Origin of the sequence: Actinoplanes sp. L3-i22, from assembly GCF_019704555.1 — a bacterium.
In the GTDB taxonomy this organism is placed as follows: domain Bacteria; phylum Actinomycetota; class Actinomycetes; order Mycobacteriales; family Micromonosporaceae; genus Actinoplanes.
In genome coordinates, this window is the sequence record NZ_AP024745.1 from 3,846,605 (window position 1) to 3,860,821 (window position 14,217).

A 14,217-nucleotide genomic window follows, 5' to 3' on the forward strand; every position below is an offset into this window, starting at 1 on the left:
GAAGGATGTCCCTTTGGCGAAGCTTCGGCCGAAGTTGTCAACGGTCGAGATCAGGGATCTCGCCTGGTGGTTCTCTGCCGCGCTTGTTGGTGGCGGCATTCCAAACATTATTGAAGGGCTCCCCAAAGGTCTTTCTATCCTCACCGCCGTAGCTTTTATAGGTGCGGCTATTCTCGTAATACAATACTTCAGAAATCGCCGCCGAAGCGGGGTCGCGGTCTTTGTTCACCTGCCCAGCCCGGGGGATAAAGAGTTAGAAAGGCCGGCTCTTTCCCAAGTTGACAAGTGGATGCAGTCTCGGCATCGGACATGGTTTCGAACTGGTCCCATGCGAGATGATCTCGTCGGAAAGCCTGCTAGTCGAGCCGAGTGGGCGTTGAAAACTATGCGCTTCCGGCTCGATGAGGCGGAGTTGCTTACGAACGACGACACTAGTTTATTCTTGTACTTCCTTGCTCGCAATCCGGACGCTTTTGCGCTAGGGTCACTACTTCGGAATGTTATTCCTCCGGCATCGCGCCCTGGAATTCAAGCACTTTCTTCGGTCCTAACAACAGATTTTCGGGTGCAGGTCATAGTCCATCAGGTTTCTATCTATGATGGCACCGTAAATCTCAATGAGACGAACCTTTCTGATGTTATGTCGTCGCCGAGACCTGAACGAATATCAGATGTGATGGTCGTTGGGAGGGAGCAACTTTCTGGTACTACGGAGCGACTGGCCCTCATCGTTTACGCGGCCTCAGATCGAAACGAGGTCGACGATCGCCAGGCTGCATTCTTTAGCGATGCGCGCCGCGCCGCCTCAGGGGCCCCTGGCACACGGTACCTGACAGAGGCAGACGATGTTTGCGACCGTACGCTTGAGGTCGTGGTCGATTGGACTGCGTTGGCAGAGGGCATGAAAGATGGGACATCTGGGCGAAGCATTGCCGCCTTGAGGGAGGCCTGGCTGCGATACTGTGTCGAGCAGTACGGTCGACAAGAAGTCCCTGTTCGACTTTTCCTGAACGGATCGTCGCTCGTTTCCTTCACGGCTGGCGCGTTCTTGCCTAATGGTAGTCGCCTAGTTCCACACGACAATGGAGTACCGCGAAAAACGCAGCCTTCTTCAGGCTTGCAAGCGTCAGTCATGGCGATTTTGGATGGCGATAATGTAGGCCAGGCGATCGAGAACCGAATGCTTCAAAACGATACTAACGGTGTGCTCGACGCAAGTGCGGCGGTAGGTGACGCGCTGGAGTTACTCAGTCGGCGCCTGTCAGCCGTCTCTGGCGTTAAACAACTTTCTTTCGGCGGCGACAGTGCGCTATTTGAGATCGATGGGAATGCTGTCGAAATTTTCCTTCGTGAACTGGAAATTTCACGGACGTGCATTGACTTTCACTTCTCGTGCGGGTATGGACCGGATATTCGGAGTGCCTTCATTGCGTTAAGGTCCGCCAAAACTTCCGGAAAGAACGTAACCAAGTCTTATCGGTCCCTGTGACTAGAATAAACTAAGTGCGGCAATTCTTTACTCATCGAATTCTCGGTGAGGGGTCAGCAATCTCCACCGGCAGTTGAGCCTGCCGGTGGAGATGTGCGTGGTAGCTGGCTGGCACATGAGATTGATGGGTCGTCCCGCTGGAGAGCGGTCGGTTCAGGCCGGGCCGTCAGAGTTGGGGTAATGGCCTTCAGACGCAGAACAAAGTCGTCGAGTAGGGGCTCTGGCGCCGGATGGTTGCTGCCGCCCGTTCTCTGTCCGAGGTGCTCACGGGCGAGTGCGGCTAATGCACTGGTGAGGGGGTGCGTGCGGTGATGGCGACGCACGCGACCGGCATCGGTCCGTCGCTCGACGGCGATGGTCGCATCGTCAGGATCTGGATGCCGGCGTCGGCGATCTCGATTCCGGCCTCCAGTTCGATCAACCGGTGACCGGCGTGCGCCAGCAGTGGGCGTAGGTCCTCGATCGTCAGCGGATAGGCGGGGATCGGGTTGATTCCGTCCAGCAGAACGTCGCCCCCGAAGGTCACGAAGATGCGGTTGGCCCGGAGGTCGGGGCCGTACTGGACCACCAGACGGCCCTCGAAGAATTGGTCCTCCGCCGATTCTCGGGAGCCGGCCGTGTGCAGCCAACTGAGGCCATCGTTCAGCTGGCGCCGGACCTCGTCGCGGTCCTGTCCCAGCATGATCGAACCGACGCCTGTTCCTGGGGTGACGAGGTACGCCGAGGTCGTCGGCCTCGCGTCCGCACCGGCCGGAAAGGAGCTCATCTCGCCACGCATCTCATGTCCCGGCCCAACCGCCGTGACGGCCTGGACCTCGGCATTCGACCCTGCTCATCGGCTGGTCAGAACGTCGGCGAGAGGATCTTGCTCCCGGAGAGCGGCATGTGCGTCCCGGGATGACAGATGTCATCGACGGGGCGTGACGATCAGCCTCGGGGGACAGCGATGGTCGTCCATAGTGTCGTGGGTATGGATCACACGGATTCGCCGGCGTTCAGTGGCCGGGACGGGGCAGCCTGGTACGTCTCACTCTTCGGTGGGCTCAAGCGCCGCGGCGGCTGGAAGATGCCGCGTGACATGCGGTTCGTGGGCACGGTCGGCGGGCTCAACCTGGACCTCAGCGGGGCCGGCCTGGTGCCCGGGGAGCCGTACTGGATCACCAAGTTCAGCCTGGTCGGTGGGGTGTCGTTGCAGGTCCCGGCCGGGGTGAGCGTGGTGCCCGAGGGGTTCCGGATCTTCGGCCCGGTGCGGAACGCGGCGCCGGTCACCGGTGGGGACGAGATCGTCGTGAAGGTGCGGGCGTTCGGGCTGGTCGGCGGCATTCACGTGGAGCGCGTCTGATCGGCAAGTGTGCGCTTCCGGTGGGCCGGGTATCGGCGCACTCGTGGACAACAGCGCGGGCGACGGCCGTACCGAAGAAGAAGGTAATAAGGAAAAAGGCAGCGCCTGGACGGTGATCGTGGCGGTGTCCGCCAACCTGGCCATCGCGATCGCGAAGATCGTCGCCGGGTTCCTGACCGGGTCCGCGTCGATGTGGGCGGAGGCCGCGCACTCGGTCGCGGACACCGGCAACGAGGTGTTGTTGCTGGTCGGCCTGCGGAAGTCGCGGAAGGGGCCGGATGCGCGGCATCCCTTCGGGTACGGGCAGGAGCGGTACTTCTGGACGTTCCTGGCCGCGCTGGGCATCTTCCTGGTCGGCGGCGTGCTGTCGATCGGCGAGGGGGTGCGCAGCCTGATGAACCCGGAGCCGGTCGAGTCGCTCTGGGTCGGTGTCGGTGTGCTCGTGGTGGCCGCCGGGTTCGAGAGCTACTCCTGGTACACCGCGCACAAGCAGCTGCGCGAGGAGGCCCGCGAGCAGGACCGGTCGATGCGGCATCACCTGCGGCACTCCTCGGATCCGAGCGCGACCACCGTCTTCCTGGAGGACACCGCGGCCCTGATCGGCCTGGCGGTGGCGCTGGCCGCGCTGGTCCTGCACGCGGTGACCGGGTGGGCCGGTTGGGACGCGGTCGGCAGCATGACGATCGGCCTGCTGCTGATCGGGGTCGCGTTCCTGCTGGCCCGACGGTCGAAGGGGCTGCTGCTGGACGAGTCGGCGCCGGCCGACGTGCTCGATCCGATCCGCGAGCGGGTCGCGGCCGAGGACTGGGTGGCCGAGATCCGGGATCTGCACGCGGTCTGGGTCGGGCCGTCGCAGCTGCTGGTCAACCTGCGGGTGACGCCGACCGGCGAGCGGGATCTGGTGAGCCGGGTGACGGGCTTGCGGCATGCTCTTCTGGATGACGAGTCGATCACCCAGGTGACGGTCACTCTGGAGTGATTGCGGCCCGGGAATGGGCACGGCAATGGCCGATGAATTGCGGTCTCCGCATTGCCTACCGGGCCGATCAGAACGACCGAATAGGTGGCCGGTTACTGTCTCTACATCGTAACAAAAGGTGCATAAAAGTACCCAGGCTGCATTTTCCGTAAACCCCAGCGAAGCGGGCTTTCTCCGGTCCAGGCTTATGGGCGCGTCAGGCCACCCCCGGCCGGCGCCGAACCGAGCGCCCGGCCACCCCCGGCCGGCGCCGAGCCAACGACCGAGAGGGTGCGCGGAGATGAGTGCGGTTGCCGCAGAGGCGGCGCGGCGGACCACCGGCACGCTGCAGGACCTGGTCTCGCCACTGGGCGGCCTGATAACCACCGTCACGCAGCTGGCGGTCGAACCGTCGAACCCGCCGCTGCAGGTGTTCTCCGCCGACCTCGGCGACGTGTCGACGGTGATCACCAACCTGTGCGGGCCGGAGTGCCTGGGCAGCCTCGACGGCACCGGGACCGGGGTGGACCCGGAACTCGCCCGGATCGTCGGGATCGCCGAGGCGCTGGAACGGTACGCCAACTGCATCTTCGACGAGAAGCAGATCCGCTGGGCGTCCGCCGAGGAACTCGGGGACGAGGCGCTCGACCTGGACGCGCTGCCCCGGGTGTCGGCGACCGAGCTCGCCGACCCGCACTGCGGGATCGCCGTGCCCGACAAAACCGCGCAGATGCGCTGGGTGCGGGGGATGAATCTGCGTACCCGGAAATTGTCCTGGATTCCGGCGGTCCTCGTTTACATGCACTTTTCCGCGCACGGGGCGGAAAGCATCACCAACCCGATCTCGACCGGCGCGGCGGCGCATTACGACCCGGCGCGGGCGATCTGCGGCGCGCTCTGCGAGGTGATCGAGCGCGACGCGATCAGCCTGATCTGGCTGCAGCGGCTCGCCCTGCCGCGGCTCGAACTCGACGTGGTCGGGCCGCAGCTGCGGCGCTTCCTGGATCTGTGCGCGGACCGGGACGTGACCGTCGAGCTGTTCGACGCGACCACCGACCTCGGGATCCCGACCGTGTACGCGGTCTCGATCGCGCGCGAGCACCCGACCTGCCGTACCGTCGTCGCCTGCGCCACCGGCCTCGACCCGCAGGCCGCCGCCGCGAAGGCGATCTCCGAGACGGTGTCGGTGCGGATCGCCCTGCAGGGTGACCGGGCGCCGGACGACGTGCACGACTTCACCGGGGTGTCCGACGGCGCGATCTACATGGCCGCCCCGGAGCGGGCCGACGCGTTCGACTTCCTGCTGAACAGCCCGGCGCGGCGCCGGCTGTCCGAGATGCCGACGCTGACCGCCGGCGACTCGACCGCGGACCTGCGGCTGGTGCTCGATCGGCTGGACGCGAGCGGGCTGGACTCGTACCTCGTCGATCTGACCCCGGACGAGGCCCTGCGCGTCGGGATGACCGTGGTCCGCGCGGTGATCCCCGGGCTGCTGCCGCTCTCCTTCACCTACCGCTCGCGCTTCCTCGGCAGTCCCCGGCTCTACGAGGCGCCGGTCCGGATGGGTCACCCGAGCCGGGCGGAGCACGAGCTCAACTCATGGCCGCAGCCGTTCGCCTGATGTCACCGGGAGCCAGCATGTACCACCTGATCGTCACTCCGGTCGGTCCGTTCGGGTTCGCGGTCGCCGAGCGGCTGCGTGACCTGTGCACCGACGTCTCGATCGTCGACGCGCCGGGCTTTTCAAAGACCAAGACCGATTTATCCGTACGTAGTGTGAAAGTGCTCGCCTCCTGGCGCCGAACGCCGCGCCTGGAGCGCGAGTTCGACGACGAGTCGTTCCGCACCGGACAGCCCTGGCTGCCGGTGATCCTCGACCACCCGCAACTGGAGATCGGCCCGGCCGTCGTCCCCGGCCTGGGCGCGTGCCACGACTGCTACCGCCGCCGGCTCGCGCAGCACGACAACGCCCGGGTGATCCGCGCGGCCATCGGCGACCACTACGACGCGCACCCGGAGTCCGGGCCGGACGGCTACCTGCCGTCGACGGCGCTGCTCGCGGCGGCCGTCGTGGCCGACGTGGTGGACCGGCTGCGGACCGACGCGGCGGCCGAGGCCGGCCGGGTCCGCCAGATCGAGGTGCCGACCCAGCAGGTACGGACCGGACGGGCGGTCGGCGTGCACGGCTGCCCCCGGTGCGGGCTGGGGCGGGACGAGACGACGCGGTCGTACGAACGGCTGCCCGAGATGCTGCAGGGAGTCTGGCGATGATCCAGGTCGAGGAGGCCACCCGGTCCGAGGGCCGGTTGACCGCAACCACCATGGCGTACGCCGTCGCCGCCGACCCCCAGTTCAGCGTGCCGGTCCGGCCCTGCCTGGCGGCCGGTCTGGTCGAGGTGCCGCTGGTCGACGGGGTCGCGTTCCCGGGCACCGGCAACCGGCAGACGGTCCTGCGTGGCCGGTCGGCGGTCCAGCTGATCCCGCGGCTGCTGCCGCACCTGGACGGCACCCGCACCGTCGAGGAGCTGGCCGAGGTGATCCCCGGCGTGCCGGTGAGCACGCTGCGTGCCTGCGTGTCGCTGCTCTACGTGAGCGGGTTGCTGCAGGACGGGCCGGTCGGCGCGCCCGTCGAGGTGATCCCGGCCGAGGTCGCCGGATACCTCGGCCGCAACCTGGACACCACCCGGGTCAACCGCAGCCGCGACGAGGCCTGCGAACGGCTCGCCCGGACCCGGGTGCTGGTCGCCGGCACCGGGCCGCTGGCCGCGACGCTCCGCACCGAGCTGGCCGGAGCCGGCGCCGACGCGCACGCCTGGACCGGCGAGCCGCTGACCGTCGGGGACTTCCTGGTCGCCGTCGACAACGGGGACGCGGCCGCGATGGCCGAGGTCGACGCGGCCTGCCGCGCGGCCGGGACCGGCTGGCTGCGTACCGCGGCCGGCACGGACACCGCCGAGATCGGGCCACTGTTCGACGCCCGCTACACCTGCTGCCACGACTGCTTCTCGCGCTGTCGTCCGGAACTGTCCGGCGAGCCGACGCCGGCGCGGGCCGCGATGTGGGCGGCGCTGGCCGCGACCGAGGTCGTGCACCTGCTGTCCCGGGTCGGCCAGGTCGCGTCGATGCAGGTCTGCACGGTCTACGACCTCGCCGGGTGGTCGCAGCGGGCGGTCGGCGCCTACCGCCGGCCGGGCTGCCCGAACTGCCTGCCCACCGACCCACGGGCGGAATCGGACACGCCGCCGCTGGCGCACCGTTACGAGCAGGCCGTCGCGTTCCCGCCCCGCGAATGGCTCAACCCCAAGGAGCACCAGGCGCACTACCGGCCCGCGAACCACGCACTGCAGCGCTACAACAAGGAATATCAGGCCGCTGCGCGCCTCGCGCTGGGCGCCGGGTCACTGTCAGACCTTCTTCGCCGTACGGCGGGATTGCGTGACCTGGGTGACAAGGGCAGTCCCGGTCAGATCAGCCGGTGGTCGCCGACCGGGGGGAACCTCGGCTCGGTGCAGGCCTACCTGCTCGCCCGGGACATCCCCGGGGTGGATCCGGGCTGGTACTTCTACCAGCGCGCCGACCACAGCCTGGGCCGGATCCGGGCTGCCTCGGCCGGGGTCTGCCCGGAGCTCGAGGACACCGATCCGTCCGCGCTGCTGGTCCTCACCGGCACGCTCGACGTGGTCGCCGCCAAGTACCACGACTTCGCGTACCGGATCCTCTGCCTCGACGCCGGGGTCGCGCTCGCCCAGCTCGCCGCGGTCGCCGCCACCCACGGCATGACCAGCCGCTTCGCCGACCGCTGGGACGACACCGCCATCTACGACGCGCTGCGGCTGGACCCCGCGGCCGAGCCGGTGACCGCCGTGGTCGCCCTGAAGGGGATCCGATGACCACGACCGTCGACGAGGACCGCTACCAGTTGCTGGACGGACTGCTGGCCGACACCCGGCTCGACGCGGCGGCGGCCCGCCGCCCGCTGCGTCCGGCACCCGCCCACCTGCTGACCGTCTCCGATCAGGGGCCGGTCATCGCGCTGCCCGACCCGGCGCCGCCCCGCGCCGAGCTGGACGACGTGCTGGCCGACCGGGTCGCCGTCCGCGACTACGCGCCCACCCCGCTGACCACCGCCGAGGTCTCGGCGATCTGCGCGGCCGCCGACCTGATGGACGTCGAGGCGTGGCCGCGCGAGCAGCAGGCCGGGCTCGGGCTGGAGCTCTACCTGGCGGCCTGGCGGGTGGACGGCGTGGACACCGGGCTCTACCGCTACCTGCCCGAGCAGCGCGCGCTGCGCCGGGTCGCCGACCTGCCGTCCGGGGCCGAGGCCGCCGAACTGGTCATGCAGGAGGAGTTCGCCGAGGCGGCCGCGCTGCTGCTGATCACCGGGAACCTGGCCGGCGCGATCGACCGGCACGGCAGCCACGGCCACCGGCTCCTGCTGACCCGCGGCGGCGCGGCCGGGCACGCCGCCTGGCTGGCCGCCCTGCGCCTGCGCCTGGTCGGCACCGTCTTCGCCGGCCTGCTGCCGCACGTGCTGCGCGAACGCGCCGGCGCCGACGGCTATCACCGGGCCCCGCTGCTCGCCTTCGCCGCCGGTCGCGCCGCGGCGGACGCGACGGCCTGACGCCCGGTCCACAGTCTGGGGTCCGCGCTTCCGGCGTCCGGGCCCCGGCCGGAAGGCCCACTGGCCGGACGGCATCCGCATGACAACGACACATCGAAGGAGCTGAGTCGCCATGCACACTGAACTGAATGGACCCGAGGTCTTCGAGGAACTCGACCTCTGGCTCGAGGACGACCTGACCGCTGAGCAGCTGCCGATCGTGGTCAGCGCGTCCCTGCTGGGAACCGGCGGGTGCAACGGCTGCGGCCCGTGCCGCGGTTGTGGCCCGTGCCGTGGCTGTGGCCCGTGCCGCGGTTGTGGCCCGTGCCGTGGTTGCGGCCCGTGCCGCGGCTGTGGCCCGTGCGGCGGCTGTGGCAGCGGCGGTTCGTGCGCCAGCTGCCGCTGACGCCCGTGCAGCAGCTGCGTCGGCGTCTCGTGCGCCAGCGGCAGCTGACGCGCTGACGCCCTGCGCAGCTGAACTCGGCCGGGGGTGCGCCACCCGGCGTGCCTCCGGCCGGCCCGTCACCTCCGACGGGGGTGCGCCACCCGGCGTGCCTCCGGGCCGGCCCCGTCACCTCCGATCTCTTCGGCTTTTTCTCCGGGAAGCGACCATGACCACCACTGACTGGCTCGAAGGGCCTGTCGCCCTGGCCCCCCAGGTCACCCTCATCGACGGCGCCGACGGGCACCCGCTGCTCTTCGACCCGGAGACCGGCACCTACGTCCGGATCAGCCCGACCGGCGCGCGCCTGGTCCCGCTGCTCGACGGCAGCCGCACCGGAACCGCTCTGCTGGACGCCGCCCGTCGCTCGCGCGGCCCCGAAGGCGTCCGTGATCGTGCCCCTGTGCTGTTGTCATTTCTCACCGATCTGCGGGCGGCCGGCGTGCTCTCCGTGCCGCCCGAACCACTGGGTGGCCGGGACCTGTTCATCGCCCGCTTCTTCCGCCTCACACCGCGCATCCGGATCCCGGCCCGGCACCTCAACCGGATCCTGCGCCCGCCGTCGATGGTGCTGGCCCGCTTCCCCCGCACGATCACCTCGCTCCTGCTCCTGGCCGCGGTGGCGTCCGTGGTCACCATCGCGCTGGCGCTGACCCTGCCCGCCCCGCTCGACTTCGTCGGCCCGCCCTGGCTGCTCACCGTAGCCGTGCTGCTGGTCCAGGCCACCGTGCACGAGATGGGCCACGCCGCGGTCTGCCAGGCACTCGGCGTGCCGGTGCGGGAGGCCGGGGTGAAGCTGTTCTGCTTCCTGATCCCGTTGACCTACGTGGACCGGACCGACGCCTACCGCGTCCGCTCCCGCTTCGGCCGCAGCGCGGTGGCCCTGGTCGGCCCGCTGATCGACGTGGCCGCGGCCGGCCTGTCCGGTCTGCTGATCGCCATCGACCCGGTCCGCTTCGGCGACGTGCGCTGGCTCCTGGGTATGCAGTTGTTCGTCATCTTCAACAACCTCAACCCGCTGCTCCCGGTGACCGACGGTCACCACGCGATGGAAGCGGCGATGGGCGAGATCAACCTGCGCGACCGAGCCTTCCGCTACATGGGCCACGTCCTGTTCCGCATGCCACTGCCCGCCGCCCACCGGGCGGTCTCCACCGCCCGGCGCCGCGTCTACCTGGCCTACGGCCTGATCAGCACGGTCTTCGTAGCGCTACTCCTCACCATGATCTCGATGAACTACTACCACCTGATCACCCAATTCCTGTCCTGACCCGCCTCCGCGCCTCCGCGCCTCCGCGCCTCCCAGCTCGGCCCAGCCCAGCTCGGCTCGGCCCGGCTGGTCAGGCGGCGCCGAGGCCCTGCTTGTTGAGCCAGTCCAGGGACGTCTGGGCGACCTCGCGCCACCCGTGGTCAATCGTCAGCGAGTGACCGCGGTCGGCGAACTGGATCAGGTCGGTGACCGCCGAGGACTTCCGGTACTGCTTGGCGGTCGCGCGGGTGATCACCTCCGGGACGGTGTGGTCCTTGCCGCCGGCGATCAGCAGCAGCGGGCCGCGGTCCTCGTTGCCGGTGTTCACCTCGGCGGGGGAGTGCAGCGAGAAGTTCGCCGCGGCGGCCTCGAACAGCGGCTTGCCCGGCGCCGGGATCGTCCAGCGCTCGTGCAGCTCGTCGGACTCCTCGGCCGGCAGCGTGTTGCCGAAGCTGTACCGGAACTGCTCGGCGGTCAGCGACACCGCGCGGTGCCGGTTCGCCGGGTTCCGGAAGACCGGCAGCGTCGAGTGCAGCGCGGACAGCGGCAGCGGCAGCACGCCCTTGATCTGCGCGGCGTCGATCGCCACCGCGCCGGCGCCGTGGCCCAGGCCGAGCAGTTTCTCCGAGATCATGCCGCCGAACGAGTGACCGATCAGGATCGGCGCCTCGTCCAGACCCTCGATGATCCGCGCGTAGTGCTGGGTGACATCGTCGATGCCGTGGTCGGCGATCGAGTCCGGATCGGTCCGGGCCGCGGCGACCGTGTCCGGCGTGCCCGGCCACTCGGGGGCGAGCGTGCGGTAGCCCGCCGCCTCGAAGAACTCCTGCCAGGGGGTCCAGGAGGTGGAGTGCAGCCAGAGCCCGTGAATGAAGACAACTGTGGACATCGACGTTCCCTTCGCTTGGTGACAGCCTCATCCTGCCGGTCCGGGCACCCGCCGCGCTTCCGTCCTTCGACTGTGGAGCGATTAGTTCTTTGGTAGGAAGCGGCGGGCTCCCGCGGCCCTCTAACGTTCCGGGCACAACGACGGCGAGCGAGGAGCAGACATGGAACTCCATCTGACCGGGCGGAACATCGTGGTGACCGGCGCCGGCCTCGGCCCGGCCGTCACCCAGGCGTTCGTGGCCGAGGGCGGCCGGCAACGTCACCAGCGGCGAGTTCGGGATCGACGGGGAATGATCACGACAGGGCGCGGAAGGAGCGGTAGTCTTCGGTTCGCCGTGGCACTACCGGAGGAGGTGAGACCCATGACCGATGTTTCGAGGTGGGTGCTCCCTCGCTCCGTCACGGCCGGCGTCTGAAGCCGGGGGAGCGCCTCGACAAAGGCAACCCCCGAAAGGCAAAACCATGGATTCTGTACGTTTCCTCGCCGACTCCTCGTCGGACGGGGTCCGCGAGCGTGACTTCATCGTCGGCGAGATCCCCGGCGTTCTCTGGTCACCGGCCGTCGCCGGCGGTCCCACCCCGCTGGTCCTGATGGGTCACGGTGGCGGGCAGCACAAGAAGACGCCGGCCCAGGTGGCCCGGGCCCGGGACAACGTGGTCAAGTGGGGCTTCAGCGTGGTCGCGATCGACGCGCCGGGGCACGGCGATCGCCCGCGCCGGGCCGTGGACGATCAGGCCCGCGCCGAGCTGCGGCAGGCGATGACGGACGGGGACTCCGCCGGTGTCGCGTCGGTGAGCGCCCGCTACGGGGCGACGCTGGCGGAGCAGGCCGTACCCGAATGGCAATTGATCTTGAAGGTTTTTCAGGATCTTCCGGAGATCGGGCCGGAGGCGCCGATCGGGTACGGCGGTGGGATCACGCTCGGCACCGGGATCGGGATTCCGCTGGTCGCGGCCGAGCCCCGGATCCGGGCGGCGATCTTCGGTGGCGGGTTCGTGGTCGGTGAGTCGCTGATCGAGGCGGCGCGCAGGATCACCGTGCCGGTGCAGTTCCTGCTGCCGTGGGACGACCAGCACGTGGACCGGCAGTCGGCGCTGGACCTGTTCGACGCGTTCGGCTCGGCGGAGAAGACGCTGCACGCCAACCCGGGCGATCACCGCAACATCCGGTGGTACGGCCTCGACGAGGCGTTCCTGTCCCGGCACCTGTAATCGGGACGTCGCCGCTGAGCGGGCCGACCTGGGCTGAGCGGGCGGGCCGCGCCTGGATGGGCGGCCTGGGCTGGGCGGACGGGCCGGGCCCATCGGGCGGGCTGCGGCTCAGCGTGCGCGTCGGGCTGGGCTCAGCGGGCGGGCGGGCTGCGGCTCGGTGGGCGCGTCGGGCTGGGCTGAGCGGGCGGCCGGGCCGCGGCTCGGCGGGCGCGTCGGGCTGGGCTCGGCGGGCGGGCTGCGGCTCGGTGGGCGGATCGGCCTGGGCTGAGTGGGTGGATCGGGAAGGGCGGGGGCGGCGTCCGGCGGGGGCCGGACGCCGACTCCGGTGTCAGGAGGCGTAGGTCTCGAACTCGGCGACCTGCGGCGTACCGGAAGCGCTGGTGATTTTGAAGGTGATCTTTGTTGTTGATGTTGCGGTGAAGGTGATCACGCCGGCGCCGGTGCCGGACTTCAGGACGGTGCCGGTGGCGCCGTTGAGGACCTGGTAGGCGCCGATCACGCCGGAGGTGATCTCGCGGATGTTGATGCGGGAGACCGTGGTGGCCGAGCCCCACTTGATCGAGATGTCGCCGGTGGTGCCGCTCGGTGACCAGTACGTGCTCAGGCTGCCGTCCTTGACGTTGCCGTAGCTCGTGCCGCTCGCCTTGCTGGAGCCGTCCGCTCCCGCGCCGGAGGCCAGGCTCAGGTTGGTGCCGGTCGGCTGCGACGTGGTCGGGGTCGGGCTGCTCGGCGTGCTGGGCGTCGGGCTGCTCGACGTCGTCGGGCTCGGGCTGCTCGTGGTGGTCGCGCACGTCCCGGTCGACGTCTTCAGGCCGGTGTCCGCGCCGGCGGTCGCCTTGACCACGGCCGGCACGCAGGAGGTGCCGTCCAGGGTGTACGAGTACGGGATGCTCACGGTCGTGTTGGAGACCGGGTTCGGGCCGGCCGGGTTGGTGTCCGTGCCCGGCGCCGACCAGGTCACGTTGTCGAACGTGTTCCCGCTGACCTGCCAGTAACCGGGCAGGTCGGTGTAGAACGTGCCGAGCACGTCCTTCGAGTCCTGGAAGTAGTTGTTGTCGACCTTCGCCTTGCCGCCGGCCCGCGGGTTGATCCCGGACTCGTTGAGGCTGTGGTAGTAGTTGTTGTAGATGTGCGCGGTCGCGCCACGCAGCAGCGGCGTGCGGGAGTCGATGTTCTCGTACCAGTTGTGGTGGAACGTGATCGGCCCGTTGGCGAGGTCGCTGTCGCTCGAGCCGACCAGCCCGCCGCGGCCGGAGTTCCGCAGGATGCTGTAGGACAACGTGACGTAATTCGTGTTGTCCTTCATGTCGAACAGGCCGTCGTAACCGGCGTCCTCGCCGCCCGAGGCGATCAGCGTGGCGTGGTCGACCCAGACGTTGTGCACGTCGGTCTCCATGCCGATCGCGTCGCCGCCGTTCGACGTCGGGGAGCCGGACTTCTTCACGTTCTGGACCGTCACGTTCTGGATGATGATGTTGCTGGCGTTCCGGAGGTGGATGCCCAGCTGGTCGAAGACGGCGCCGCCGACGCCGACGATCGTGACGTTCGAGATGTCCTTCAGCTCGATCTTGTCGGCGGCGGTGTTGCAGCTGTCGCCGGAGACCTTCGTCGTGTTGCCGTGGTTGATCGTGCCGGTGACCTCGATGATGATCGGCGTGCTGGCACTGGCCCGGCCGCACAGGGCCTGGTGGATCTGGGTGCCGGTGGTCGCCCGGACGGTCGTCCCGCCGGCGCCGCCGGTGGTGCCGCCGTTCTGGGTGGCGAAGCCGCTGGCCGAGCCGGCGACCGCGGCGGACGCCTGGGGGAGTGGCAGGGCGATGGCGATGGCGCCCGCGGCTACCGCGGTGCCCGCGACGGCGATGAATCGGGTTTTCCTCATGATCGGCGCTCCTTGGGGATGGGGTGCAGGAAAGCGCTTTCCTATGGTTCTCTGCCGAGCATAGGAGGACGTCGATTAACACACAAGAAACTTCGCCGTTTGCATTTTGTTGCAGTTCCCGGCGGCTCTCGACGGCCGACTCCGGCCGCTGTCCAGGG

The 14,217-nt window shown here is 69.0% G+C and carries 13 protein-coding genes; 9 read left to right on the forward strand and 4 right to left on the reverse strand.

Annotation, left to right across the window (positions count from 1 at the left end):
- Positions 1-37: 37 nt before the first annotated feature.
- Positions 38-229, reverse strand: a complete 192-nt coding sequence (locus L3i22_RS17005) for a hypothetical protein (protein WP_221327937.1) — start codon at positions 227-229, stop codon at positions 38-40.
- A 99-nt stretch (positions 230-328) separates the two neighbouring features.
- Between L3i22_RS17005 and L3i22_RS17010 the strand changes: the two genes are divergently transcribed.
- Positions 329-1,489: a mCpol domain-containing protein gene (locus L3i22_RS17010; protein WP_221327938.1), complete on the forward strand. Its 1,161-nt coding sequence runs from the start codon at positions 329-331 to the stop codon at positions 1,487-1,489.
- Between the two features lie 280 nt (positions 1,490-1,769).
- Here L3i22_RS17010 and L3i22_RS17015 read toward each other — a convergent pair whose 3' ends face one another.
- On the reverse strand, positions 1,770-2,267 hold the full coding sequence (locus L3i22_RS17015; RefSeq protein WP_221327939.1) for a hypothetical protein: 498 nt from the start codon (positions 2,265-2,267) through the stop codon (positions 1,770-1,772).
- A 192-nt stretch (positions 2,268-2,459) separates the two neighbouring features.
- Between L3i22_RS17015 and L3i22_RS17020 the strand changes: the two genes are divergently transcribed.
- The 7 genes from L3i22_RS17020 to L3i22_RS17050 all read left to right on the forward strand — a co-directional run bounded on the left by L3i22_RS17020 (position 2,460) and on the right by L3i22_RS17050 (position 10,101).
- Positions 2,460-2,831, forward strand: a complete 372-nt coding sequence (locus L3i22_RS17020; protein WP_221327940.1) for a cell wall-active antibiotics response protein — start codon at positions 2,460-2,462, stop codon at positions 2,829-2,831.
- A gap of 43 nt (positions 2,832-2,874) precedes the next feature.
- Positions 2,875-3,810 carry a cation diffusion facilitator family transporter gene (locus L3i22_RS17025; RefSeq protein WP_221327941.1) on the forward strand — a complete coding sequence of 312 codons (936 nt, stop codon included), beginning with the start codon at positions 2,875-2,877 and terminating at the stop codon, positions 3,808-3,810.
- Positions 3,811-4,090: 280 nt separating this feature from the next.
- Positions 4,091-5,410: a YcaO-like family protein gene (locus tag L3i22_RS17030; RefSeq protein ID WP_221327942.1), complete on the forward strand. Its 1,320-nt coding sequence runs from the start codon at positions 4,091-4,093 to the stop codon at positions 5,408-5,410.
- A gap of 17 nt (positions 5,411-5,427) precedes the next feature.
- Positions 5,428-6,060 carry a TOMM precursor leader peptide-binding protein gene (locus tag L3i22_RS17035; RefSeq protein WP_221327943.1) on the forward strand — a complete coding sequence of 211 codons (633 nt, stop codon included), beginning with the start codon at positions 5,428-5,430 and terminating at the stop codon, positions 6,058-6,060.
- Positions 6,057-7,679: a hypothetical protein gene (locus L3i22_RS17040; protein ID WP_221327944.1), complete on the forward strand. Its 1,623-nt coding sequence runs from the start codon at positions 6,057-6,059 to the stop codon at positions 7,677-7,679. Before L3i22_RS17035 ends, L3i22_RS17040 begins: the two co-directional genes overlap by 4 nt.
- Complete coding sequence (locus L3i22_RS17045) at positions 7,676-8,410, forward strand: hypothetical protein (RefSeq protein ID WP_221327945.1); 735 nt, start codon at positions 7,676-7,678, stop codon at positions 8,408-8,410. Before L3i22_RS17040 ends, L3i22_RS17045 begins: the two co-directional genes overlap by 4 nt.
- Before the next feature lie 590 nt (positions 8,411-9,000).
- The gene (locus L3i22_RS17050) at positions 9,001-10,101 is read left to right on the forward strand and encodes a hypothetical protein (protein ID WP_221327946.1); all 1,101 of its coding nucleotides are present in this window, start codon (positions 9,001-9,003) and stop codon (positions 10,099-10,101) included.
- Positions 10,102-10,171: 70 nt separating this feature from the next.
- Here L3i22_RS17050 and L3i22_RS17055 read toward each other — a convergent pair whose 3' ends face one another.
- Complete coding sequence (locus L3i22_RS17055) at positions 10,172-10,969, reverse strand: alpha/beta hydrolase (protein WP_221327947.1); 798 nt, start codon at positions 10,967-10,969, stop codon at positions 10,172-10,174.
- Positions 10,970-11,430: 461 nt separating this feature from the next.
- Between L3i22_RS17055 and L3i22_RS17060 the strand changes: the two genes are divergently transcribed.
- Entirely contained in the window at positions 11,431-12,180 is a 750-nt protein-coding gene (locus L3i22_RS17060) for a lysophospholipase (RefSeq protein ID WP_221327948.1), read from the forward strand.
- A 328-nt stretch (positions 12,181-12,508) separates the two neighbouring features.
- Here the strand turns inward: L3i22_RS17060 and L3i22_RS17065 are convergent, their stop codons facing one another.
- A complete protein-coding gene (locus tag L3i22_RS17065; protein ID WP_221327949.1) occupies positions 12,509-14,059 on the reverse strand; it encodes a polysaccharide lyase family 1 protein in 1,551 nt (516 codons plus the stop codon).
- Positions 14,060-14,217: the final 158 nt, after the last annotated feature.

Excerpts from the sequence above, each read along its gene's own strand:
- L3i22_RS17030 (WP_221327942.1), top strand. The coding sequence starts at position 4,091 with ATGAGTGCGGTTGCCGCAGAGGCGGCGCGGCGGACCACCGGCACGCTG.
- L3i22_RS17065 (WP_221327949.1), bottom strand. The coding sequence starts at position 14,059 with ATGAGGAAAACCCGATTCATCGCCGTCGCGGGCACCGCGGTAGCCGCG.
- L3i22_RS17040 (WP_221327944.1), top strand. The coding sequence starts at position 6,057 with ATGATCCAGGTCGAGGAGGCCACCCGGTCCGAGGGCCGGTTGACCGCA.
- L3i22_RS17015 (WP_221327939.1), bottom strand. The coding sequence starts at position 2,267 with ATGCGTGGCGAGATGAGCTCCTTTCCGGCCGGTGCGGACGCGAGGCCG.
- L3i22_RS17035 (WP_221327943.1), top strand. The coding sequence starts at position 5,428 with ATGTACCACCTGATCGTCACTCCGGTCGGTCCGTTCGGGTTCGCGGTC.
- L3i22_RS17045 (WP_221327945.1), top strand. The coding sequence starts at position 7,676 with ATGACCACGACCGTCGACGAGGACCGCTACCAGTTGCTGGACGGACTG.
- L3i22_RS17050 (WP_221327946.1), top strand. The coding sequence starts at position 9,001 with ATGACCACCACTGACTGGCTCGAAGGGCCTGTCGCCCTGGCCCCCCAG.
- L3i22_RS17010 (WP_221327938.1), top strand. The coding sequence starts at position 329 with ATGCGAGATGATCTCGTCGGAAAGCCTGCTAGTCGAGCCGAGTGGGCG.
- L3i22_RS17060 (WP_221327948.1), top strand. The coding sequence starts at position 11,431 with ATGGATTCTGTACGTTTCCTCGCCGACTCCTCGTCGGACGGGGTCCGC.
- L3i22_RS17020 (WP_221327940.1), top strand. The coding sequence starts at position 2,460 with ATGGATCACACGGATTCGCCGGCGTTCAGTGGCCGGGACGGGGCAGCC.
- L3i22_RS17055 (WP_221327947.1), bottom strand. The coding sequence starts at position 10,969 with ATGTCCACAGTTGTCTTCATTCACGGGCTCTGGCTGCACTCCACCTCC.